This is a genomic window from Streptococcus sp. M334, assembly GCF_000187745.1.
Taxonomy (GTDB): Bacteria; Bacillota; Bacilli; order Lactobacillales; family Streptococcaceae; genus Streptococcus.
Map to the genome: position 1 here is coordinate 24,097 of NZ_GL732491.1, position 22,225 is coordinate 46,321.

Sequence of the window (22,225 nt, forward strand, 5' to 3'; positions counted from 1 at the left end):
ATTTTTTATGTCTTAGATGACTTTCGTTTGTGATTATAGATTCCAAATAGTAAGAGAGAAGTAAAGGAACAGATTGCTCCAACAACAAACCCATTAGGAATAAAGGAAAGTGTAATAGTTCCTTTTCCCTTAGGAACGTCAACTTTCATAAAACCAGTTTGAGCTTGTTTAATTTCTATTTTCTTACCATCTTGGTAGGCAGACCAGCCTTTGTCATAAGGAATGGTGAAGAAAATGGACGTATCTTGTTTAACATTATATCTAGCAAAGACCTTGTTTTTAGAAGTTGATACTGTTACAGGTTGCTCTTTAATTTTTTGAATGGCCTCAGTTAAAGTTTGGGGATCTAAACGATAGAAGGTAGGAGGTTCAAATGATACTTGTGAATTTCCAGGGAAACTAACATGAATATTGAAAGTTTTTTTCTCTTTTGTATAGCCTAGATTAAAGAAGGAGAAGGCATTATCAGTTGTAAAAGTTTTCTTCTCCCCATTGACAAGAATGTCAACCTTTTTTTGTTTATCATTAGAAAAGTGAAGGTTTGTGAACGAAAGATAAACCTGGCTGTTTTCTGGTATTTCAATTTGATACTGGATTGCTGCATCCTCATTTGAAGAACTTGTAAGACTAATCAAATCATTAGTATTTTCTATTTTGTCATGAGGGATTGGAGAAAAATAATCAAAATTGACGTTAGCAAGTTGATTTAAAAACGAGGCCTGATTATCCAAGGTATGTTCATTGAACTTGACATCATTGTAAACAGATTGACTAGCAAAGGCAATCGGAAGAGAGAATTGATTTTCATATAGGGCAAGATTATCTTTTTGATATACAACTTGGAAACCATACTTATCAATAGGGTTTTCTGAGATATTGTACTGAATTCCAAATAAACTATCAGCTAAAATGCTATTATTGGCATAACGGAGATTGAGATTGGTCCCAGAGGATTTAAACCCAAGTTTATCTAAAGTAGAGCTTGCTGAACGATTTCGAACAGAAGAAAATTGAGAGATTCCATTGTAATTGAATTTCATACTGTCATTTCCTGTTTGAGTTTCTAGTTTTTCAGTACGAGTAAATTGATTTCTAATATATGTTGAGAAAGAGTCCATAGCTGGGATATCTCGATTATAAGCACTTCGAGAAGCAAATCCCCATTCCTTAGCAATTCCGTCCATTTGAGATGAGGCATTTAAACTCATTTCAACCATTATAAATAAAGAGATTAGAATGGCAAATAGATTTACAGTGATAAACTTTTTAATAACTGCAAGGAGTAAAAGCGAATAGACAACCAAAAATTCAAGAGTCAGTAGAATATTCAAATCTGTTAAAAAAGAATAATGCGATTTGAGATAGATGGTAGCTAAAAATCCTGTTACTGCAAGAAAAAGCGAAGATAAAAAATTCCATACTTTAAGTTCTTTCAGACGATTTAAGACTTCTGCTGCTGTGTAAATTAACAAGGTAGAAAAAATCCAAGCATAGCGATGTAAAAACATATTTGGAGTATGCATGCCTTGCCAAAATAAATCAAGCACTTCTATATAAAAGCTTGCAATTAGAAATGTAAAGAAAATTGCATAGATAAGTTTCACGTGAAACTTAATAGATTTCAGTGTAAAAAATAAAATGGTCAAAATAAAGGGAAGTAGTCCGACAAAAATCATTGGAATAGCCCCATACTTTGTTGTATCAAAGGAACCAATGAATTGCTTAGCAAAGAGATCAAGATACCAGCTACTTTCAGTTTGAAACTTTGTAACTTCAGTTAATTTTTCTCCATGTGTCTGTAAATCAAATAGAGTAGGAAGAGTCAGAATCAAACTAGCCATACCAGCTAAAAAGGATGTGACTATGAAATCAAGAACCGATGATTTTCGAGTCTTAAAGTCCCAAGAAATTTGGCAGAGATACCAGAAAATAAGAAACAATGCTGTCATATAGCCAAAATAATAATTTTGAATAAACAAAATTGACAGACTTGTAAAGTACAATAGGAATTTCTTTTCAGTGATAAGCAGGTATAAACCAGTTATAATTAAAGGAATTAAGATAAAAACATCTAGCCAAGTTTTTATCTCTAGTTGACTGACAGAGAAACTCATCAGAGCATAGGAAGTAGATAAAGTTAGTTTTAAAGGCTTAGGAATCGATTGAAATAATTTATTTAAACTAAAATAGGTTGACAGTCCAATCAATCCAAATTTTAAGAGAGTTGTCAGATAGACAGCATCTGGCATATTCGACAGATTAAAAAAGTAAACTAGAGGTGAAAGGAAACTTCCCAAGTAATAACTAGATAGGGCATAGAAATTTAATCCGAGGCCACTTGTAAAGGTGTAAAACAGACTACCATTTCCATGTAGGATATTTCGTAAAGCTACATCAAAAATAACGTATTGATGAAACCCATCTCCTAATAGTGGAGATGTATCGCTATTCCAGTAGATACCTTGAGATAGATATACTCCTATCATAATGACTACGGGAATGATGAAAGAAACAAAATAGGTCCAATATGTTTTAAAAAATAATTTCATGTTACCTCATAAAATGTTAGAAAACCCAGCTGGTTAACCCAACTGAGTTTTGAAGTTTTATTTAGTCTTTCCAAAGTTCTTTAACTTTTGCTTGTACTTCTGCATTTTCTAGGAATTCATCATAGGTTTCATCGATACGATCGATGACGCCATTTTTAGACAAGACAATGATATGGTTGGCCAAAGTTTGAATAAACTCGTGGTCATGACTGGCAAAGATGATTGATTCTTTAAAGTTTTTCAATCCGTCATTCAAGCTTGAGATAGATTCTAAGTCCAAGTGATTGGTTGGATCATCGAGGACAAGGACATTTGATTTCAAGAGCATGAGTTTTGAAAGCATGACACGAACTTTTTCTCCTCCTGATAATACGTTTACAGGTTTGTTAACCTCGTCTCCAGAGAAGAGCATACGGCCAAGGAAACCGCGTAGGAAAGTATTGTCATCTTCTTCTTTACTTGCGAATTGACGCAACCAGTCAAGAATTGATTCTCCCCCTGCGAAATCAGCTGAGTTATCTTTTGGCAGGTAAGATTGACTAGTTGTAACTCCCCACTTGACAGTTCCTTCATAGTCAATATCTCCCATGATTGCACGAATCAAGGCAGTTGTTTGGATATCGTTTTGTCCGATAAGAGCTGTCTTATCACCTGGACGCAAGATAAAGCTAATGTTATCTAAAATAGTCTCACCATCAATCTTTACAGTTAGATTTTCTACTGTCAAGAGATCATTACCAATCTCACGTTCAGCTTTAAAGTTGATAAATGGATATTTACGACTAGATGGCACAATTTCTTCTAGCTCAATCTTATCAAGCATTTTCTTACGCGATGTTGCTTGTCTTGATTTAGAAGCATTGGCAGAGAAACGAGCAACGAATTCTTGCAATTGCTTAATTTTTTCTTCTGCTTTAGCATTACGGTCTGCTAGCAATTTAGCAGCGAGTTCAGAAGATTCCTTCCAGAAGTCGTAGTTTCCGACATAGAGTTTGATTTTTCCAAAGTCAAGGTCGGCCATGTGAGTACATACTTTGTTTAAGAAGTGACGGTCGTGGGATACTACGATAACGGTGTTATCAAAGTCAATCAAGAAGTCTTCTAACCAAGTAATCGATTGGATGTCCAAACCGTTGGTAGGCTCGTCCAAAAGAAGAACATCTGGTTTACCAAAAAGTGCTTTGGCGAGGAGAACCTTTACTTTCTCACCGTTGGCCAATTCGCTCATGTTTTGATAGTGCAATTCTTCTGAAATGTTTAGGTTTTGAAGTAGTTGAGAGGCTTCACTTTCTGCTTCCCAGCCCCCAAGCTCGGCAAATTCTCCCTCGAGTTCGGCAGCACGCACTCCATCCTCATCTGAGAAATCTTCCTTCATGTAGATAGCATCTCTCTCTTTCATAATGCTATAAAGTTTTTCATTTCCCATGATAACGACATCAATGGCACGTTCATCTTCATAGTCAAAGTGATTTTGACGAAGAACAGAGAGACGTTCATCTGGACCAAGAGAGATGTGACCAGTAGTAGGTTCGATATCTCCAGCTAAAATTTTTAAAAAGGTTGATTTTCCGGCACCATTAGCACCGATTAATCCATAAGTATTTCCTTCTGTAAATTTGATATTGACATCATCAAAAAGTTTGCGATCACTAAAACGTAGTGAAACATCAGATACTGTAAGCAATATTTTTCTCCTATATGTGTAATATATTTATTCTACTAGAAAATACGGAAATATTCAAATTTTTATCTGTCAATTTTATGTAAATTATATTTACAGTATACTTTACACAAATCCGTAAATAGCAAGGTTGATTTATTTTGATAAATTGCGGTTATTTCATTAAAAAAATGCTATAATTGAAGGGACCATATCGAAGGAGAACAAAATGACTAAACCCATTATTTTAACAGGAGACCGTCCAACAGGAAAATTGCATATTGGACATTATGTTGGAAGTCTCAAAAATCGAGTATTATTACAGGAAGAGGATAAGTATGATATGTTTGTGTTCTTGGCTGACCAACAAGCCTTGACAGATCATGCAAAAGATCCTCAAACCATTGTAGAGTCTATCGGAAATGTGGCTTTGGATTACCTTGCAGTTGGATTGGATCCAAGTAAATCAACAATCTTTATTCAAAGCCAGATTCCAGAGTTGGCTGAGTTGTCTATGTATTATATGAATCTAGTTTCATTAGCTCGTTTGGAACGAAATCCGACAGTAAAAACAGAGATTGCTCAGAAAGGCTTTGGAGAAAGTATTCCGACAGGATTCTTGGTCTATCCAATTGCTCAAGCAGCTGACATCACAGCTTTCAAGGCTAATTATGTTCCTGTTGGAACAGATCAGAAACCAATGATTGAGCAAACTCGTGAAATTGTTCGTTCGTTTAACAATGCATATAACTGTGATGTCTTGGTAGAGCCAGAAGGTATTTATCCAGAAAATGAGAGAGCAGGGCGTTTGCCTGGTTTAGATGGAAATGCTAAAATGTCTAAATCACTCAATAACGGTATTTATTTAGCTGATGATGCGGATACTTTGCGTAAAAAAGTAATGAGTATGTATACAGATCCAGATCATATTCGAGTGGAAGATCCAGGTAAGATTGAAGGAAATATGGTTTTCCATTATCTAGATGTTTTTGGTCGTCCAGAAGATGCTCAAGAAATCGCTGATATGAAAGAACATTATCAACGAGGTGGTCTTGGTGATGTGAAGACCAAGCGTTATCTACTTGAAATATTAGAGCGTGAACTTGGTCCTATTCGTGAGCGCCGTATCGAATTTGCTAAGGATATGGGAGAAGTTTATAATATGCTTCAAAAAGGTAGTGAAAGAGCGCGTGAAGTTGCGGGTCAAACTCTATCTGAGGTTAAAGGGGCAATGGGACTTCATTACTTTAACTAAGTTTATTTTAAAAGGAACTATCATTTCTATCAGGAAGAAAAGATAGTTTTTTATTTAACCCTGTATCATTTGACAAATTTTTATAGAATGGTATGATAGATACAATATAAAAAGAGTCAAGCTCAAAAAGAAAGAAAAGAGGAAACTTCGAATGTCTAATTGGGACACTAAATTTTTGAAAAAAGGTTTTACCTTTGATGATGTATTGCTTATTCCAGCTGAAAGTCATGTGTTGCCTAACGATGCAGATTTAACAACTAAACTGGCAGATAATCTGACTTTAAATATCCCAATTATTACCGCTGCCATGGACACAGTTACAGAGAGTCAAATGGCCATTGCTATTGCTCGTGCAGGTGGTCTCGGAGTTATCCATAAAAACATGTCAATTGCTCAACAAGCAGAAGAGGTTCGTAAGGTAAAACGTTCTGAAAATGGAGTTATTATTGATCCGTTCTTCTTGACGCCTGAACATACAATTGCTGAAGCAGATGAGCTTATGGGTCGTTACCGCATCAGTGGTGTTCCAGTTGTTGAAACACTTGAAAATCGTAAATTGGTTGGTATTTTGACAAACCGAGATCTTCGTTTTATTTCAGACTATAACCAACCAATCTCAAATCATATGACCAGTGAAAATCTTGTTACTGCTCCTGTGGGTACAGATCTTGCAACGGCTGAAAGCATTCTTCAAGAACACCGTATTGAAAAACTTCCGTTGGTAGATGAAGAAGGCCGTCTTTCTGGTTTGATTACTATTAAAGATATTGAAAAAGTTATTGAGTTTCCAAATGCGGCTAAAGATGAGTTTGGTCGTCTTCTGGTTGCTGGTGCAGTAGGTGTTACTTCAGATACATTTGAACGTGCAGAGGCTCTTTTTGATGCAGGAGCAGATGCAATTGTTATCGATACTGCGCATGGTCATTCAGCAGGTGTCTTGCGTAAAATTGCTGAGATTCGTGCTCATTTCCCAGATCGTACTTTGATTGCTGGAAATATTGCTACTGCTGAAGGTGCACGTGCTCTTTATGAAGCAGGTGTAGACGTTGTCAAGGTTGGTATTGGGCCAGGTTCAATCTGTACAACTCGTGTGATTGCAGGTGTTGGTGTTCCGCAAGTAACAGCTATCTACGATGCTGCAGCTGTTGCGCGTGAATATGGTAAAACGATCATTGCTGACGGTGGAATCAAGTATTCTGGAGATATTGTAAAAGCCCTTGCTGCAGGTGGAAATGCTGTTATGCTTGGATCTATGTTTGCTGGAACTGATGAAGCTCCAGGAGAAACTGAAATCTTCCAAGGACGTAAATTTAAGACATACCGTGGTATGGGTTCAATCGCTGCAATGAAGAAAGGTTCAAGCGACCGTTACTTCCAAGGCTCTGTCAATGAAGCAAACAAACTTGTTCCAGAAGGAATTGAGGGTCGTGTTGCTTATAAAGGAGCGGCAGCTGATATTGTCTTCCAAATGATTGGAGGTATTCGCTCTGGTATGGGTTACTGTGGTGCAGCTAACCTTAAAGAACTACACGATAATGCTCAATTTATTGAAATGTCTGGTGCTGGTTTGAAAGAAAGCCACCCTCACGATGTACAAATTACGAATGAGGCACCAAATTATTCTATGTAAAAAACAATGAAAAGAACTCCCGTGGGAACAGGAGTTCTTTTACAATGTTGTCAATTTTTGTTTACAACAACTTGACCACCCTGAATAGTGAAGATACTTAGATTTTCTGGCAGATTTTGAAGATGGTCTAAGCTTGTTGTTGTGATAAAGGTTTGGATTGAATGAGAAATCGTTTCTAATAATTTTAGTTGTCTAGTGTTGTCAAGTTCACTCATAACATCGTCAAGCAATAATATCGGAGATTCTGTAGTAATGCTTTCCATTAACTCAATTTCTGCTAATTTTATTGAGAGGACGAGACTACGATGTTGGCCTTGACTTCCGAAACTAGCATCCATCCCATTTATATAAAAAGAAATGTCATCTCGATGAGGACCGACACCAGTATTCTTTTTAAATAAATCTCTGGACCTACTTTTTTCTAAAGCAATTTTGAAAGATTCTGATAAGTCTTCTTTGTCAGTTATCTTGACAGAAGATTGATAGGATATTGACAACTCTTCAATCTGATTAGAGAGTTCAAAATGTTTCTTACGACCAAATGCTTCTAGTTTTTTTATGAAATCTAAGCGGTGATTCATTACACGACATCCATAATCAACTAGCTGTTCATCTAACACTGAAAGGAATGTTTCATCTATTTTTTGAGTTGATTTTAGGTAAGTGTTTCTTTGCTTTAGGATGTGGTTATAATTGGTTAAGTCAGATAAATAAATTGGCTTGATTTGTCCAAGTTCCATATCAATGAATTTTCGTCGAACCGAAGGTGCTCCTTTAATTAGTTGTAGATCTTCAGGAGCAAATAAGACAACATTCATGTGTCCTACATAATCTGAAAGGCGTGCCTGTTTTAAGTGATTAACTTTTGTTACACGGCCTTTTTGTGTTAGTTTGATTTCGAGAGGAACGGATCCCGTTTTTTTCTGAACAAGACCTGAAAGATGAAGTTGTTCCTCATCAAAATGAATGAGATTTTTATCTGTTCGAGTTCGATGACTACGGGTTAAGGATAAAAAATAGATAGCCTCTAACATATTTGTTTTACCTTGAGCATTACGTCCTAAAAAGACATTCAATTTAGGATTAAAGTCTATTTTCGTCTCTTTATAATTACGAAAAGTTTTGAGAGATATGTGTTGTAGCCACATGATTATCTACCAGGGAATCGTGGAGCTTGTTTGCTTTTTGGTGATGAAGTAGGTTTAGAGTTGTCTTTTTTTACTCCCTTATTCATCTCTTTAACAAGCTTAGCAATTCGCTCTTTTTCAACTTTATCAGCTTGGTATTCCTCTTGCTCCTCAGAAGTAGGTTGTGTCAACAAGATGTCAATATTCATGTCAGGGATGTCAACTTTATCACCAATACGAAGTTTTTTACCACGACGATTCTCTAATTCCCCATTAAAGTAAACAGAATGTTCAGAGAGAAATGATTTGATAGCTCCTCCGCTATGTGTAATTCCAAGTTCTTTGAATAGTGCTTGGAGGGTAATAAATTCTTCAAATAATTTGTATTCCATAATTCACCTCAATCTTTGGTATTATACCATATTTTCCTAAAAATAGTGAGAGAAATTGGGAAAAATGTAAGCGATTTTTATTTCAAAAGTGTTACAGGGAACAAGAAAATTTCAGGTTTTCGTGATATAATAGAAGTCTGTATATAAGGAGGTAAATCATGGAGTTAGTGCATGGAATTTCAACACATTTTATCCAATCAAAAAAGTTTAAAACGAACAAAATCACCGTGCGTTTTACCGCTCCATTATCCCTTGATACGATTGCAGGTCGCATGTTGAGTGCGAGTATGCTAGAGACTGCTAATCAGGTGTATCCCACTTCTCAAAATTTGAGAAGACACTTGGCCAGTCTATACGGTACAGATATGTCAACTAATTGTTTCAGAAGAGGGCAAAGTCACATTGTAGAATTGACATTTACCTATGTTCGTGATGAGTTTTTAAGTAGGAAAAATGTTCTAACTTCACAGGTTTTGGAACTTGTAAAAGAAACTCTTTTTTCACCTGTAGTAGTTGATAATGGGTTTGAATCGGCCTTATTTGAAATTGAGAAAAAACAATTGCTAGCAAGTTTAGCAGCTGATATGGATGATTCTTTTTATTTTTCACATAAAGAATTAGATAAATTATTTTTTCATGATGAACGTCTCAAATTGGAATATAGTGATTTACGAAATCGTATTTTAGCTGAAACTCCACAAAGTTCTTATTCTTGTTTCCAAGAATTTTTGGCCAATGATCGAATCGATTTCTTTTTCCTAGGTGATTTTAATGAGGTTGAAATTCAAAATGTATTAGAATCATTTGGCTTTAAAGGTCGAAAAGGAGATGTGAAGATTCAGTATTGTCAACCTTATTCTAATATCCTTCAGGAAGGTATGGTTCGGAAAAATGTGGGACAATCCATTTTAGAGTTGGGCTATCATTGCTCTGTTGAATATGGTGATGAGCAACATTTACCCATGATTGTAATGAATGGTTTACTTGGTGGATTTGCTCATTCTAAACTATTTACAAATGTCCGTGAAAATGCTGGATTAGCTTATACTATTTCAAGTCAGCTCGATTTATTTAGTGGATTCTTGAGGATGTATGCTGGTATCGATCGAGAAAATCGGAACCAGGCTCGTAAAATGATGAATAATCAACTGCTTGATTTAAAAAAAGGATATTTTACAGAGATTGAGTTAGAGCAGACCAAAGAAATGATTCGTCGGTCTTTATTACTTTCTCAAGATAATCAAGGTTCATTGATTGAACGTGCTTATCAAAATGCCTTACTTGGAAAATCTTCAGCAGACTTTAAAGGTTGGATTGCAAAACTCGAGCAAGTTGACAAAGATGCTATTTGTAGAGTAGCTAATAATGTGAAACTACAAGCGATTTACTTTATGGAAGGAATAGAATGACAAAGGTTATTTTTGAAGAAAAATACTATCCAGCTGTAAAAGAAATGGTTTATCGAACCCGTTTATCAAATGGATTGACAGTTGCTCTTTTGCCTAAAAAGGAATTTAAAGAGGTTTATGGGAGTGTAACTGTACAGTTTGGTTCGGTAGATACGCTTGTCACAGAAGTTGATGGAGATGTAAAACAATATCCTGCAGGAATTGCTCATTTTCTTGAACATAAATTATTTGAAAGAGAAGATTCTAGCGATTTGATGTCGGCTTTTACGAGTCTAGGTGCAGATAGTAATGCCTTTACAAACTTTACAAAAACAAGTTATCTTTTTTCAGCAACGGATCATTTTTTGGACAATTTAGACTTACTTGATGAATTGGTAACATCAGCACACTTTACTGAAGATTCCATTTTAAGAGAGCAGGATATTATACAGCAAGAACGAGAAATGTATCAGGATGATCCAGATTCGTGTTTATTCTTTTCAACTTTAGCGAATTTGTATCCTGGTACACCTTTAGCAACTGACATAGTTGGAAGTGAGGAGTCCATTTCCCAAATCAATCTAACTAATTTGCAAGAGAATTTTACAAGGTTTTACAAACCTGTAAACATGTCTCTGTTTTTAGTTGGTAATTTTGATGTGGAGCTAGTTCAGGGATACTTTGAAAGAAAAGAACGGAAAGATTTAGATGTTCAGGAAGTAGTAAGAGAAAAATTTGTTTTACAGGCTGTAAAGCAAACAGACAGTATGAGAATGGAAGTATCTTCTCCCAAACTAGCGATTGGGATTAGAGGTAAGCGAGAAGTTGCTGAGGCGGATTGCTATCGACATCATATTTTATTAAAATTATTGTTTGCAATGATGTTTGGTTGGACTTCGGATCGTTTTCAAAAATTATATGAATCAGGTAAAATTGACGCATCCTTATCTCTTGAAATTGAAGTAACAAGTCGCTTTCATTTTGTCATGTTGACAATGGATACAAAAGAGCCAGTTGCTTTATCTCATCAGTTTAGGAAGGCTATTCGTAATTTTGCAAAGGATTTAGATATTACAGAGGATCATTTGGATACTATCAAAAGAGAGATGTTTGGAGAATTTTTCAGTAGCATGAACTCTCTTGAATTTATTGCAACGCAATATGATACTTTTGGACAAGGTGAGACAATCTTTGATTTGCCGAAGATTTTACAGGAAATCACTTTAGAGGATGTCCTTGATGCTGGACATCATTTAATAGATGATGGTGATATAGTTGATTTTACAATATTCCCATCGTAGTAACCTATCATAATTGATACTAGAAAGAAGGAATGACAAGTATGAGGAAAAAAACAATTGGTGAGGTTTTACGTTTAGCTAGAACCAACCAAGGGTTGACTTTAGAAGAATTACATAAAAAAACAGAAATTCAGTTGGATATGTTGGAGGCAATGGAAGCTGATGATTTTGATCAACTTCCTAGTCCATTTTATACTCGTTCTTTTTTGAGAAAGTATGCGTGGGCAGTTGAGCTAGATGAGAGAATTGTCTTGGATGCTTATGATTCTGGGACCATGATTACTTATGAGGAAGTAGATGTTGATGAAGACGAGTTGACAGGCAGGAGACGTTCCAGTAAGAAAAATAAGGCATCATTTTTACCTTTATTTTATTTTATACTCTTTGCACTATCGATTGTTATTTTTGTGACCTATTATGTTTGGAATTATCTCCAGACTCAACCGGAGCGTTTATCTGCCTCTAGTTATAGTGTAGTTCAAGCAACAAGCTCAACTAGTTCTGTAACTTCATCTTCAAGTAGTAGTTCATCAAGTAGCTCTTCGAATATTGAACCAACTATAAGTGTATCAGGTGAGGGAAATCGAGTAGAAATCGCTTATAAAACAAGTAAGGAAACTGCAAAATTGCAATTATCGGTTTCAGATGCTAGAAGTTGGGTTAGTGTTTCAGAAAGTGAGCTTGAGGGTGGTGTGACCTTATCACCGGATAATAAAAGTGCGGAAACAACAGTTTCAACAAAAAATCCTGTGACCATTACTTTAGGTGTTGTCAAAGGTGTTGCCTTAACAGTAGATAATCAGACTGTTGATTTATCGAAATTAACAGCTCAGACTGGACAAATTACTGTAACCTTTACTAGAAATTAAGGAAAAACGAATGAAAAAAGAACAAATTCCCAATCTCTTAACAATAGGTCGAATTCTCTTTATACCTATTTTTCTCTTTATTTTAACGATAGGAAATTCGATAGAGAGTCATATAGTGGCAGCTACTATCTTTGCTATTGCCAGTATTACAGATTATTTAGATGGATATTTAGCTCGTAAATGGAATGTGGTCAGTAATTTTGGTAAATTTGCAGATCCCATGGCGGATAAGCTACTAGTTATGTCAGCTTTTATTATGCTGATTGAGTTAGGTATGGCTCCTGCTTGGATTGTTGCAGTGATCATCTGTCGTGAGTTGGCTGTGACAGGTTTAAGGCTTTTACTGGTTGAAACTGGCGGAACAGTCTTAGCAGCAGCAATGCCTGGAAAAATTAAAACTTTCAGTCAGATGTTTGCGATTATTTTCTTGCTATTACATTGGAATTTGCTTGGTCAAGTTCTACTTTATGTAGCCTTGTTTTTCACTATCTACTCTGGCTATGATTATTTCAAGGGTAGTGCCTATATATTTAAAGGGACATTTGGTTCGAAATGAAATCAATAATTGATGTAAAAAATCTTTCTTTTCGCTATAAGGAAAGTCAGGAATACTATGATGTGAAGGATATTACGTTTCACGTGAAACGTGGAGAATGGCTTTCGATTGTAGGGCATAATGGTAGTGGTAAATCAACGACGGTTCGCTTAATTGATGGCTTACTGGAAGCAGAATCTGGAGAGATTGTAATTGATGGTCAACTGTTGACTGAGGAAAATGTTTGGAATATACGTCGTCAAATCGGTATGGTTTTTCAAAATCCAGACAATCAATTTGTTGGAGCGACTGTTGAGGATGATGTTGCCTTTGGTTTGGAAAATCAGGGACTTTCTCGTCAGGAAATGCAAAAGAGAGTGGAAGAAGCTCTGGATTTGGTTGGCATGTTGGACTTCAAAAAGAGAGAGCCAGCGCGTCTATCAGGTGGTCAAAAGCAACGTGTTGCTATTGCAGGTGTTGTAGCCCTAAGACCAGCTATTTTAATCCTAGACGAAGCGACAAGTATGTTGGATCCTGAGGGACGTAGAGAACTGATTGAGACAGTAAAAGGAATTCGAAAAGACTATGATATGACGGTCATTTCCATTACACATGATTTGGAAGAAGTTGCCATGAGTGATCGTGTATTGGTCATGAAAAAAGGGGAAATTGAATCAACCAGTGGCCCAAGAGAACTTTTCTCTCGAAATGATTTAGATCAAATTGGATTAGACGATCCTTTTGCTAATCAATTAAAATATTCTTTGAGCCAGAATGGCTATGATTTACCTGAAAATTATTTGACAGAAAGTGAGCTAGAGGATAAGCTATGGGAATTGCTCTAGAAAATGTGAGTTTTACATATCAAGAAGGGACTCCCTTAGCTTCAACAGCTTTGTCAGATGTTTCTTTTACGATTGAAGATGGTTCTTATACGGCTTTAATTGGGCATACAGGTAGTGGTAAATCAACTATTTTACAACTATTAAATGGTTTATTGGTGCCAAGTCAAGGGAGTGTGAGAGTTTTTGATACCTTAATCACCTCGACTTCTAAAAATAAAGATATTCGTCAAATTAGAAAACAGGTTGGCTTGGTATTTCAGTTTGCTGAAAATCAGATTTTTGAAGAAACGGTTTTGAAAGACGTTGCTTTTGGACCGCAAAATTTTGGAGTTTCTGAAGAAGATGCGGAGCAGATTGCGCGTGAGAAACTGGCTCTGGTTGGAATTGATGAATCACTTTTTAATCGTAGCCCGTTTGAGCTGTCAGGTGGACAAATGAGACGTGTTGCCATTGCAGGCATACTTGCCATGGAGCCATCTACATTAGTCTTAGATGAACCCACAGCAGGCCTGGATCCTCTGGGAAGAAAAGAGTTGATGAACTTGTTCAGAAAACTCCACCAGTCAGGGATGACTATCGTCTTGGTAACGCATTTGATGGATGATGTTGCTGAATATGCGAACCAAGTCTATGTGATGGAAAAGGGACGTTTGGTTAAGGGTGGTAAACCGAGTGATGTCTTTCAAGATGTTGTCTTTATGGAAGAAGTGCAGTTGGGAGTGCCTAAAATTACAGCCTTTTGTAAACGATTGGCTGATAGAGGTGTGTCATTTAAACGATTACCGATTAAGATAGAGGAGTTCAAGGAGTCGCTAAATGGATAGTATGATTTTGGGACGTTATATCCCAGGGGATTCGATTGTTCACCGATTGGATCCACGTAGCAAATTGCTTGCTATGATGCTACTGATTTTGATTGTGTTTTGGGCTAATAATCCATTGACGAATCTGATTCTTTTTATAGCGACAGGGATATTTATTGCCTTGTCAGGAGTATCTCTTTCATTTTTTATTCAGGGCTTGAAGTCTATGTTTTTCTTGATTGCCTTCACAACTATTTTTCAATTGTTTTTCATTTCTAATGGGAATGTTTTATTTGAGTTTTCGTTTGTGAGAATCACGGATTATGCTTTGCAACAAGCTGGAATTATTTTTTGTCGCTTTGTATTGATTATTTTCTTTTCAACTTTGTTAACCTTAACGACTATGCCATTAAGTTTGGCATCAGCTGTCGAAGTTTTGTTAGCACCTTTAAAGCGTGTGAAAGTTCCAGTTCATGAAATTGGCTTAATGCTATCTATGAGTTTGCGTTTTGTTCCGACATTAATGGATGATACGACGCGGATTATGAATGCACAGAAAGCGCGTGGAGTGGATTTTGGTGAAGGAAGCATTGTTCAAAAGGTGAAGGCGATGATTCCTATTTTGATTCCTCTTTTTGCGACAAGTTTAAAACGTGCAGATTCCTTGGCTATCGCCATGGAAGCGCGTGGTTATCAGGGTGGAAAAGGCAGAAGTCAATACCGACAATTGAAATGGACTCGAAAGGATACGCTAGCAATTCTTGCTATTCTCGTACTTGGTTGTTGCTTATTTTTCTTAAAATCTTAGTAGCGTTTAAAGAATTGATTAAAAGTTACTGTAACAGTTTTTGATATAAAGGTAGGGATATGAACCGTTTTAAAAAATCAAAATATGTCATTATTGTTTTTGTCACTGTTCTGCTTGTGTCAGCTCTCTTAGCGACGACTTATTCAAGTACAATTGTGACAAAATTAGGAGATGGAATCTCATTGGTTGACAGAGTTGTACAAAAACCTTTTCAGTGGTTTGATTCTGTCAAATCAGATTTGGCTCACTTGACACGAACATATAATGAAAATGAAAGTTTGAAGAAACAGATTTACCAATTAGAAGTTAAATCGAATGAGGCGGAAAGTTTAAAGACAGAAAATGAACAACTGCGTCAATTGCTTGATATGAAGTCTAAATTACAAGCCACAAAGACTTTAGCAGCAGATGTTATTATGCGTTCTCCAGTATCTTGGAAACAGGAGTTGATCTTAGATGCAGGTAAATCAAAAGGTACTTCTGAGAACATGTTAGCTATTGCAAATGGTGGCTTGATTGGGAGTGTTTCAAAAGTGGAGGAGAACTCTACTATGGTCAACCTTCTGACAAATACGGAAAATGCTGATAAGATTTCTGTAAAGATTCAACATGGTTCTACTACAATTTATGGAATTATTGTTGGTTATGACAAAGAAAATGAAGTTCTTAAAATTAGCCAATTAAATAGTAATAGTGATATTAGTTCGGGAGATAAGGTGACCACTGGTGGATTAGGAAACTTTAATGTTGCGGATATTCCAGTTGGAGAAGTGGTTGCTACAACGCATAGTACGGACTATTTGACACGAGAAGTAACTGTGAAATTGAGTGCAGATACTCATAATGTGAGTGTGATAGAATTAGTGGGGAATTCATAATGAGACAGTTGAAGCGAGTTGGAGTATTTTTATTGCTTCCTTTCTTTGTTCTAATTGACGCCCATATTAATCAGCTTTTGGGATCATTCTTTCCCCATGTGCAGTTAGCTAGTCATTTTCTATTTTTGTTTCTCTTATTTGAGACGATTGAAGTATCAGAGTATTTCTATTTAGCCTATTGTTTTGTAGTGGGTTTGGTTTATGACATCTACTTTTTCCACTTGATAGGAATTGCGACTCTGTTGTTCGTCTTGTTGGGGGTATTTCTCCATAAATTTAATAGTGTTATTTTATTGAATCGTTGGACGAGAATGTTGGCAATTATTGTCATGACTTTTCTATTTGAGATGGGGGCATATATACTTGCAATAGTGGTAGGTTTAACTGTGGATAGTATGTCTTTGTTCATAGTCTACAGTTTAGTACCATCAATGATTTTAAATCTTATATGGATGATTGTTTTTCAGTTTATTTTTGAAAAATTTTATCTATGAGAAAGAAATACAAATGTAATAAAGGCGTAATATTTATTATGTCTTTTTTGGTATACTAGTATTGTCTTAAATAGAAGGAGTATCTACGTAATATGAAGAAAAAAATCTTAGCGTCACTTTTACTAAGTACAGTAATGGTTTCTCAAGTTGCTGTTTTAACAACTGCGCATGCAGAAACTACTGATGACAAAATTGCTGCTCAAGATAATAAAATTAGTAATTTAACAGCACAACAACAAGAAGCTCAAAAACAAGTTGATCAAATTCAGGAGCAAGTATCTTCTATTCAAACAGAGCAATCAAACTTGCAATCTGAAAATGATAGACTACAAGCAGAATCTAAAAAGCTTGAGGGTGAAATTACAGAACTTTCTAAGAATATTGTATCTCGTAATGATTCATTGCAAAAACAAGCTCGTAGTGCTCAAACAAATGGAGCTGCAACAAGCTACATCAATACAATTGTAAACTCAAAATCGATTACAGAAGCTATTTCACGTGTAGCTGCAATGAGTGAAATCGTATCTGCAAACAATAAGATGTTGGAACAACAAAAAGCAGATAAAAAAGCTATTTCTGAAAAACAAGTAGCAAATAATGATGCAATTAATACAGTTATTGCAAATCAACAAAAATTAGTTGATGATGCTCAAACATTAACTACAAAACAAGCTGAATTGAAAGCTGCAGAATTGAATCTTGCTGCTGAAAAGGCTACAGCAGAGGATGAAAAAGCAAGTTTACTTGAGAAAAAAGCTGCAGCGGAAGCAGAAGCTAAAGCAGCAGCAGCAGCAGAAGCTGCTTATAAAGCTAAACAAGCAAGTCAAGAACAAACAGTTGTTGCTTCTGGGAATACAACTTTTACAGCAGAAGTTCAAGCAGTCTCTGAATCATATTCAAGCTATACTCCTGCACTAGTGAAACATCATCCAACATATAGCACAAATGCGTCAAGTTATCCAACTGGTGAGTGTACATGGGGAGCTAAGACATTGGCACCTTGGGCTGGAGACTACTGGGGTAATGGAGCACAGTGGGCTACAAGTGCAGCTGCAGCAGGATTCCGTACAGGATCTACACCTCAAGTTGGTGCGATTGCATGTTGGAATGATGGTGGCTATGGACACGTAGCCGTGGTTACAGCGGTTTCATCATCAACAAGTATACAAGTTTCTGAATCAAACTATGGTGGAAACCGTACAATCGGAAATAAACGTGGATGGTTCAATCCTACTACAACTTCAGAAGGTTTTGTAACATATATCTATCCAAACTAATGAATGAAACGAAGAGGCTCTATTCGAGTCTCTTTTATGATGATTTATGTAGTGAACTATAGTTAACTTACTTTAAAAATCTACTAAAATAGCTTGAAAATATTGGAAAAGTATGGTAGAATGAAACTTGTCGTGTGAACGATAATACTCATTCTTGATGAATTGTGAAGCAGTTGCCCTTGGGTCGTTTTGCGAGTTGAAGTCAAGAAGAGGAAAAAAACAAAAAGGAGAAATACTCATGGCAGTAATTTCAATGAAACAACTTCTTGAGGCTGGTGTACACTTTGGTCACCAAACTCGTCGCTGGAACCCTAAGATGGCTAAATACATCTTTACAGAGCGTAACGGAATCCACGTTATCGACTTGCAACAAACTGTAAAATACGCTGACCAAGCATATGACTTCATGCGTGATGCAGCAGCTAACGATGCGGTTGTATTGTTCGTTGGTACTAAGAAACAAGCAGCTGATGCGGTTGCTGAAGAAGCAGTACGTTCAGGTCAATACTTCATCAACCACCGTTGGTTGGGTGGAACTCTTACAAACTGGGGAACAATCCAAAAACGTATCGCTCGTTTGAAAGAAATCAAACGTATGGAAGAAGATGGAACTTTTGAAGTTCTTCCTAAGAAAGAAGTTGCACTTCTTAACAAACAACGTGCACGTCTTGAAAAATTCTTGGGTGGTATCGAAGATATGCCTCGTATCCCAGACGTAATGTACGTAGTTGACCCACATAAAGAGCAAATCGCAGTTAAAGAGGCTAAAAAATTGGGAATTCCAGTTGTAGCGATGGTTGACACAAACACAGATCCAGATGATATCGATGTAATCATCCCAGCTAACGATGATGCTATCCGCGCTGTTAAATTGATTACAGCTAAATTGGCTGACGCTATCATCGAAGGACGTCAAGGTGAAGATGCAGTAGCAGTTGAAGCAGAATTTGTAGCTTCAGAAACTCAAGCAGATTCAATTGAAGAAATCGTTGAAGTTGTAGAAGGCGACAACGCTTAATTAATATAAATAGTAATTACCTAGGAGGGCGGGGCTTAGCCCAGCTCTCCTATTTTTAAAAAATATAGGAGAATCAAAATGGCAGAAATTACAGCTAAACTTGTAAAAGAGTTGCGTGAAAAATCTGGTGCTGGTGTTATGGACGCTAAAAAAGCGCTTGTAGAAACAGACGGTGACATCGAAAAAGCGATTGAATTGCTTCGTGAAAAAGGTATGGCTAAGGCAGCTAAGAAAGCTGACCGTGTTGCTGCAGAAGGTTTGACTGGTGTTTATGTCAACGGTAATGTTGCAGCAGTTATTGAAGTAAACGCTGAAACTGACTTCGTTGCAAAAAATGCTCAATTTGTTGAATTGGTAAATACCACAGCTAAAGTTATTGCTGAAGGAAAACCTGCTAATAATGAAGAAGCACTTGCTTTGACAATGCCTTCAGGTGAAACTCTTGAAGCTGCATACGTATCTGCAACAGCAACTATCGGAGAAAAAATCTCATTCCGTCGCTTTGCTTTGATTGAAAAAACAGATGCACAACACTTTGGAGCTTACCAACACAATGGTGGACGTATCGGTGTTATTTCAGTTGTTGAAGGTGGAGACGAAGCTCTTGCTAAACAATTGTCAATGCACATTGCAGCGATGAAACCAACAGTCCTTTCTTACAAAGAATTGGATGAGCAATTCGTTAAAGATGAGTTGGCACAATTGAACCACGTTATCGACCAAGACAACGAAAGCCGTGCAATGGTTGGTAAACCAGCACTTCCACACTTGGCATACGGATCAAAAGCTCAATTGACTGATGAAGTGATCGCTCAAGCTGAAGCTGATATCAAAGCTGAGTTAGCTGCAGAAGGAAAACCAGAAAAAATCTGGGACAAAATCATCCCAGGTAAAATGGACCGTTTCATGCTTGATAATACTAAAGTTGACCAAGCTTATACACTTCTTGCACAAGTCTACATCATGGATGACAGCAAGACAGTTGAAGCATACCTTGAATCAGTTAACGCTTCAGTAGTTGAGTTTGCTCGCTTTGAAGTTGGTGAAGGTATCGAGAAAGCTGCAAACGACTTCGAAGCTGAAGTTGCAGCTACAATGGCAGCAGCCTTGAATAACTAATAATAAAAAGGAAGCCAAATCGCTTCCTTTTTATTATGCAGTAGATTCCTATAGGGAGATTTTCCTATTTTCAAGGTATAAATAAAAAGCCCTATAAGGGCTACGTGCATTTAGGAGACTACACTTCAAATTCATAGAGTGCTGTAGACAAATAACGTTCGCCGTTATCTGGTGCTAGAGCAAGGACTTTCTTACCTGTGCCTAATTTCTTAGCAACTTCAATTGCTCCGTAGATAGCTGCAGCTGAAGAAATACCAACAAGGAATCCTTCTTTTCCGCCAATCTCACGGCCAAGTGCCAGAGCGTCGTCTGATGTTACACGAACAATACCATCATAGGCGTTTGTATCAAGTGTATCAGGAATAAATCCAGCTGAGATACCTTGAATTTTGTGAGGACCAGGTTTTTCACCAGATAGAATAGCAGATTCGTCTGCCTCTACTGCAAAAACTTGAATGCTTGAATTTGCTGATTTGAGTGCATGAGAAACACCAGAAATTGTTCCACCGGTACCCACTCCAGCAACAAAGGCATTTAGTCCATCTTTACCGAAAGCAGCTAGTATTTCAGCTCCTGTTGTTCTTTCGTGTATTTCTGGATTAGCTGGATTGTCAAATTGAAGAGGAAGGAAACCATCGCGTTCAGCAGCGATTTCTTGAGCCTTAGCAATAGCACCTTTCATTCCCTCACTACCAGGAGTTAGGACGAGTTCAGCACCATAAGCCTGGATAATCTTACGTCGTTCTACACTCATAGTTTCAGGCATAACGATGACAACTTTATACCCTTTAGCAGCACCTACCCATGAAAGTCCAATACCAGTATTTCCACTTGTTGCTTCAACAATAGTAGAACCTGGTTTCAGAATACCGTCTTGTTCAGCTTTTTCAATCATGCTAAGAGCAATACGGTCTTTTACAGATGAACCAGGGTTAAATGCTTCAAGCTTTACATAAACGTCCGCAGCACCTTCTGGAACAATGTTGTTGAGTTTAACGATCGGAGTTTGACCGATTAATTCAGTAATGTTGTTATAAATAGACATATGAATACCTCTTTGTATAAGATATTTCTAGTATAACGCTATCTATATCATTTGTAAAATATAGAAATCCTATCGAAGTGATAGGATTTTTTTATATCATAGGTCTAAGCCATTAATTTTCAAGCGATTGTGATAAGCTAATTCTAGTAAATATGTATACAGAGGAACGATATCTGTTTTCTTAGGAAATTCAAATTTATGAGCATTAAAATGCTCATTATGTGCTTTTAGAAAAACATTTTCTAGATAAGTAATCGTTATTTCACTATCATCTATACCTGCTCCTGCAGTTTCCATTTCAACGTTAACAATATTCATCAAAAAAATAGATTTAACGGACATCTTACGACCAGTAGCGCCTTGTTTATCTGTAAAGATAATACGGATATTTGTAAATATAATTGAGTCACGAATCAGTTTATATCCACTTTGAATTTCTTCATTTTCTAGTAGATATTGTCCATATTCTTTGATAAGAGTTTCTTTGTTTTGCTCGCTAAGGTTACCAGCGAGTCCCTGAATGAATTTTCCAAATGCCATATTTTTCTCCTTTGTTTACACTAAGTTTACAGGAACTTCAACTTCTCGTAAACCTTGATCAGTTAAAGTGACTTTTCCATTAAAAAACTCCACAAGTGCAGCTTTAATAGTTTCTTTTTCTTCTTTATCAACATAAATCATCGTATCAACTTGATCTGTAAAGTTTGTCTCAAGTTCCATGAGCTCATGTTCTTTAAGAAAGTTACTGTACTCTTGGTACTGAGCATAAGACATTTGAATAGCAATGCCAGCCTGTTCTTTTATTTCAATAATACCAATTTCTTTGACAGCTAAGGCAACACTGCCGGCGTAAGCACGAATTAGTCCTCCAGCGCCTAGTTTAATACCACCAAAGTAGCGTGTCACGACCACACAGACATTGGTAAGATTATGATTTTCTAGTACCCCAAGCATGGGAACACCAGCAGTACCACTAGGCTCACCATCATCACTTGTACGTTTAATTTCACTACGTTCTCCAATAATAAAGGCAGAGCAGTTATGTGTCGCTTTGTAGTGTTCTTTTTTGATGGCAGTAATGAAGTCACGAGCCTCTTCTTCGCTATAAACACGCTTGGCATGACAGATAAAGCGTGATTTTTTGATTTCTTCTTGGACTTGTCCGTCCTCTTTAATTGTTCTAAATTCCATGATTTAATTGTACTAAAAAATCATCTAAAGCGCTAGGTTTT

At 36.6% G+C, this 22,225-nt stretch carries 21 protein-coding genes; 14 read left to right on the plus strand and 7 right to left on the minus strand.

The window, feature by feature from the left end:
• Window positions 1-5: 5 nt before the first annotated feature.
• Together HMPREF0851_RS13180 and HMPREF0851_RS13185 are read right to left on the minus strand one after the other, a co-directional pair.
• The gene (locus HMPREF0851_RS13180) at window positions 6-2,549 is read right to left on the minus strand and encodes a YfhO family protein (protein WP_000764983.1); all 2,544 of its coding nucleotides are present in this window, start codon (window positions 2,547-2,549) and stop codon (window positions 6-8) included.
• Between the two features lie 61 nt (window positions 2,550-2,610).
• Entirely contained in the window at window positions 2,611-4,233 is a 1,623-nt protein-coding gene (locus tag HMPREF0851_RS13185; protein ID WP_000958784.1) for an ATP-binding cassette domain-containing protein, read from the minus strand.
• A gap of 205 nt (window positions 4,234-4,438) precedes the next feature.
• On the opposite strand from HMPREF0851_RS13185, the gene trpS reads away from it, so the two are divergent.
• Both trpS and guaB read left to right on the plus strand, forming a co-directional pair.
• Window positions 4,439-5,464, plus strand: a complete 1,026-nt coding sequence (gene trpS / locus HMPREF0851_RS13190) for a tryptophan--tRNA ligase (RefSeq protein ID WP_000165457.1) — start codon at window positions 4,439-4,441, stop codon at window positions 5,462-5,464.
• A 151-nt stretch (window positions 5,465-5,615) separates the two neighbouring features.
• A complete protein-coding gene (gene guaB / locus HMPREF0851_RS13195; protein ID WP_000073436.1) occupies window positions 5,616-7,094 on the plus strand; it encodes an IMP dehydrogenase in 1,479 nt (492 codons plus the stop codon).
• A gap of 50 nt (window positions 7,095-7,144) precedes the next feature.
• Here the strand turns inward: guaB and recF are convergent, their stop codons facing one another.
• Window positions 7,145-8,242: a DNA replication/repair protein RecF gene (gene recF, locus HMPREF0851_RS13200; protein ID WP_000266645.1), complete on the minus strand. Its 1,098-nt coding sequence runs from the start codon at window positions 8,240-8,242 to the stop codon at window positions 7,145-7,147.
• Window positions 8,243-8,244: 2 nt separating this feature from the next.
• A complete protein-coding gene (gene yaaA, locus HMPREF0851_RS13205; protein ID WP_000455866.1) occupies window positions 8,245-8,613 on the minus strand; it encodes a S4 domain-containing protein YaaA in 369 nt (122 codons plus the stop codon).
• Window positions 8,614-8,771: 158 nt separating this feature from the next.
• Here yaaA and yfmF point away from each other — a divergent pair, with 158 nt between their 5' ends.
• From yfmF to tsf, 12 genes are all read left to right on the plus strand, one after another.
• The gene (yfmF, locus tag HMPREF0851_RS13210) at window positions 8,772-10,022 is read left to right on the plus strand and encodes an EF-P 5-aminopentanol modification-associated protein YfmF (protein ID WP_000424289.1); all 1,251 of its coding nucleotides are present in this window, start codon (window positions 8,772-8,774) and stop codon (window positions 10,020-10,022) included.
• Window positions 10,019-11,302 (plus strand): EF-P 5-aminopentanol modification-associated protein YfmH, encoded by a 1,284-nt coding sequence (gene yfmH / locus HMPREF0851_RS13215; RefSeq protein WP_000169847.1) that lies wholly within the window; start codon window positions 10,019-10,021, stop codon window positions 11,300-11,302. Before yfmF ends, yfmH begins: the two co-directional genes overlap by 4 nt.
• 41 nt (window positions 11,303-11,343) lie before the next feature.
• Complete coding sequence (gene rodZ, locus HMPREF0851_RS13220; protein ID WP_001227987.1) at window positions 11,344-12,171, plus strand: cytoskeleton protein RodZ; 828 nt, start codon at window positions 11,344-11,346, stop codon at window positions 12,169-12,171.
• A gap of 10 nt (window positions 12,172-12,181) precedes the next feature.
• A complete protein-coding gene (pgsA, locus tag HMPREF0851_RS13225; protein ID WP_000712142.1) occupies window positions 12,182-12,727 on the plus strand; it encodes a CDP-diacylglycerol--glycerol-3-phosphate 3-phosphatidyltransferase in 546 nt (181 codons plus the stop codon).
• Window positions 12,724-13,551, plus strand: a complete 828-nt coding sequence (locus HMPREF0851_RS13230) for an energy-coupling factor ABC transporter ATP-binding protein (RefSeq protein ID WP_000835724.1) — start codon at window positions 12,724-12,726, stop codon at window positions 13,549-13,551. Before pgsA ends, HMPREF0851_RS13230 begins: the two co-directional genes overlap by 4 nt.
• Entirely contained in the window at window positions 13,536-14,375 is an 840-nt protein-coding gene (locus HMPREF0851_RS13235) for an energy-coupling factor transporter ATPase (RefSeq protein ID WP_000510418.1), read from the plus strand. Before HMPREF0851_RS13230 ends, HMPREF0851_RS13235 begins: the two co-directional genes overlap by 16 nt.
• A complete protein-coding gene (locus HMPREF0851_RS13240) occupies window positions 14,368-15,162 on the plus strand; it encodes an energy-coupling factor transporter transmembrane component T family protein (RefSeq protein WP_000377897.1) in 795 nt (264 codons plus the stop codon). The genes HMPREF0851_RS13235 and HMPREF0851_RS13240 overlap by 8 nt, the downstream gene beginning before the upstream one ends.
• A 59-nt stretch (window positions 15,163-15,221) precedes the next feature.
• Window positions 15,222-16,040 carry a rod shape-determining protein MreC gene (gene mreC, locus HMPREF0851_RS13245; protein ID WP_001078978.1) on the plus strand — a complete coding sequence of 273 codons (819 nt, stop codon included), beginning with the start codon at window positions 15,222-15,224 and terminating at the stop codon, window positions 16,038-16,040.
• Window positions 16,040-16,534: a rod shape-determining protein MreD gene (gene mreD / locus HMPREF0851_RS13250; protein ID WP_001249444.1), complete on the plus strand. Its 495-nt coding sequence runs from the start codon at window positions 16,040-16,042 to the stop codon at window positions 16,532-16,534. The genes mreC and mreD overlap by 1 nt, the downstream gene beginning before the upstream one ends.
• A gap of 92 nt (window positions 16,535-16,626) precedes the next feature.
• Window positions 16,627-17,811 (plus strand): peptidoglycan hydrolase PcsB, encoded by a 1,185-nt coding sequence (gene pcsB, locus HMPREF0851_RS13255; RefSeq protein ID WP_000727022.1) that lies wholly within the window; start codon window positions 16,627-16,629, stop codon window positions 17,809-17,811.
• A gap of 238 nt (window positions 17,812-18,049) precedes the next feature.
• Window positions 18,050-18,829 (plus strand): 30S ribosomal protein S2, encoded by a 780-nt coding sequence (gene rpsB / locus HMPREF0851_RS13260; RefSeq protein WP_000268470.1) that lies wholly within the window; start codon window positions 18,050-18,052, stop codon window positions 18,827-18,829.
• A gap of 78 nt (window positions 18,830-18,907) precedes the next feature.
• Window positions 18,908-19,948, plus strand: a complete 1,041-nt coding sequence (tsf, locus tag HMPREF0851_RS13265; RefSeq protein WP_000808069.1) for a translation elongation factor Ts — start codon at window positions 18,908-18,910, stop codon at window positions 19,946-19,948.
• A 118-nt stretch (window positions 19,949-20,066) separates the two neighbouring features.
• Here the strand turns inward: tsf and cysK are convergent, their stop codons facing one another.
• The 3 genes from cysK to HMPREF0851_RS13280 form a co-directional block, all read right to left on the minus strand.
• Entirely contained in the window at window positions 20,067-20,993 is a 927-nt protein-coding gene (gene cysK, locus HMPREF0851_RS13270) for a cysteine synthase A (RefSeq protein WP_000029879.1), read from the minus strand.
• Between the two features lie 96 nt (window positions 20,994-21,089).
• Window positions 21,090-21,533 carry a PH domain-containing protein gene (locus HMPREF0851_RS13275; RefSeq protein ID WP_000863912.1) on the minus strand — a complete coding sequence of 148 codons (444 nt, stop codon included), beginning with the start codon at window positions 21,531-21,533 and terminating at the stop codon, window positions 21,090-21,092.
• Window positions 21,534-21,548: 15 nt separating this feature from the next.
• Window positions 21,549-22,184, minus strand: a complete 636-nt coding sequence (locus HMPREF0851_RS13280; RefSeq protein ID WP_000395741.1) for a YigZ family protein — start codon at window positions 22,182-22,184, stop codon at window positions 21,549-21,551.
• Between the last annotated feature and the right edge of the window lie 41 nt (window positions 22,185-22,225).

What these genes read in the sequence shown, in the direction of transcription:
- HMPREF0851_RS13180 (WP_000764983.1), bottom strand. Translation starts at nt 2,549, where the DNA reads ATGAAATTATTTTTTAAAACATATTGGACCTATTTTGTTTCTTTCATC.
- trpS (WP_000165457.1), top strand. Translation starts at nt 4,439, where the DNA reads ATGACTAAACCCATTATTTTAACAGGAGACCGTCCAACAGGAAAATTG.
- guaB (WP_000073436.1), top strand. Translation starts at nt 5,616, where the DNA reads ATGTCTAATTGGGACACTAAATTTTTGAAAAAAGGTTTTACCTTTGAT.
- recF (WP_000266645.1), bottom strand. Translation starts at nt 8,242, where the DNA reads ATGTGGCTACAACACATATCTCTCAAAACTTTTCGTAATTATAAAGAG.
- yaaA (WP_000455866.1), bottom strand. Translation starts at nt 8,613, where the DNA reads ATGGAATACAAATTATTTGAAGAATTTATTACCCTCCAAGCACTATTC.
- yfmF (WP_000424289.1), top strand. Translation starts at nt 8,772, where the DNA reads ATGGAGTTAGTGCATGGAATTTCAACACATTTTATCCAATCAAAAAAG.
- yfmH (WP_000169847.1), top strand. Translation starts at nt 10,019, where the DNA reads ATGACAAAGGTTATTTTTGAAGAAAAATACTATCCAGCTGTAAAAGAA.
- rodZ (WP_001227987.1), top strand. Translation starts at nt 11,344, where the DNA reads ATGAGGAAAAAAACAATTGGTGAGGTTTTACGTTTAGCTAGAACCAAC.
- pgsA (WP_000712142.1), top strand. Translation starts at nt 12,182, where the DNA reads ATGAAAAAAGAACAAATTCCCAATCTCTTAACAATAGGTCGAATTCTC.
- HMPREF0851_RS13230 (WP_000835724.1), top strand. Translation starts at nt 12,724, where the DNA reads ATGAAATCAATAATTGATGTAAAAAATCTTTCTTTTCGCTATAAGGAA.
- HMPREF0851_RS13235 (WP_000510418.1), top strand. Translation starts at nt 13,536, where the DNA reads ATGGGAATTGCTCTAGAAAATGTGAGTTTTACATATCAAGAAGGGACT.
- HMPREF0851_RS13240 (WP_000377897.1), top strand. Translation starts at nt 14,368, where the DNA reads ATGGATAGTATGATTTTGGGACGTTATATCCCAGGGGATTCGATTGTT.
- mreC (WP_001078978.1), top strand. Translation starts at nt 15,222, where the DNA reads ATGAACCGTTTTAAAAAATCAAAATATGTCATTATTGTTTTTGTCACT.
- mreD (WP_001249444.1), top strand. Translation starts at nt 16,040, where the DNA reads ATGAGACAGTTGAAGCGAGTTGGAGTATTTTTATTGCTTCCTTTCTTT.
- pcsB (WP_000727022.1), top strand. Translation starts at nt 16,627, where the DNA reads ATGAAGAAAAAAATCTTAGCGTCACTTTTACTAAGTACAGTAATGGTT.
- rpsB (WP_000268470.1), top strand. Translation starts at nt 18,050, where the DNA reads ATGGCAGTAATTTCAATGAAACAACTTCTTGAGGCTGGTGTACACTTT.
- tsf (WP_000808069.1), top strand. Translation starts at nt 18,908, where the DNA reads ATGGCAGAAATTACAGCTAAACTTGTAAAAGAGTTGCGTGAAAAATCT.
- cysK (WP_000029879.1), bottom strand. Translation starts at nt 20,993, where the DNA reads ATGTCTATTTATAACAACATTACTGAATTAATCGGTCAAACTCCGATC.
- HMPREF0851_RS13275 (WP_000863912.1), bottom strand. Translation starts at nt 21,533, where the DNA reads ATGGCATTTGGAAAATTCATTCAGGGACTCGCTGGTAACCTTAGCGAG.
- HMPREF0851_RS13280 (WP_000395741.1), bottom strand. Translation starts at nt 22,184, where the DNA reads ATGGAATTTAGAACAATTAAAGAGGACGGACAAGTCCAAGAAGAAATC.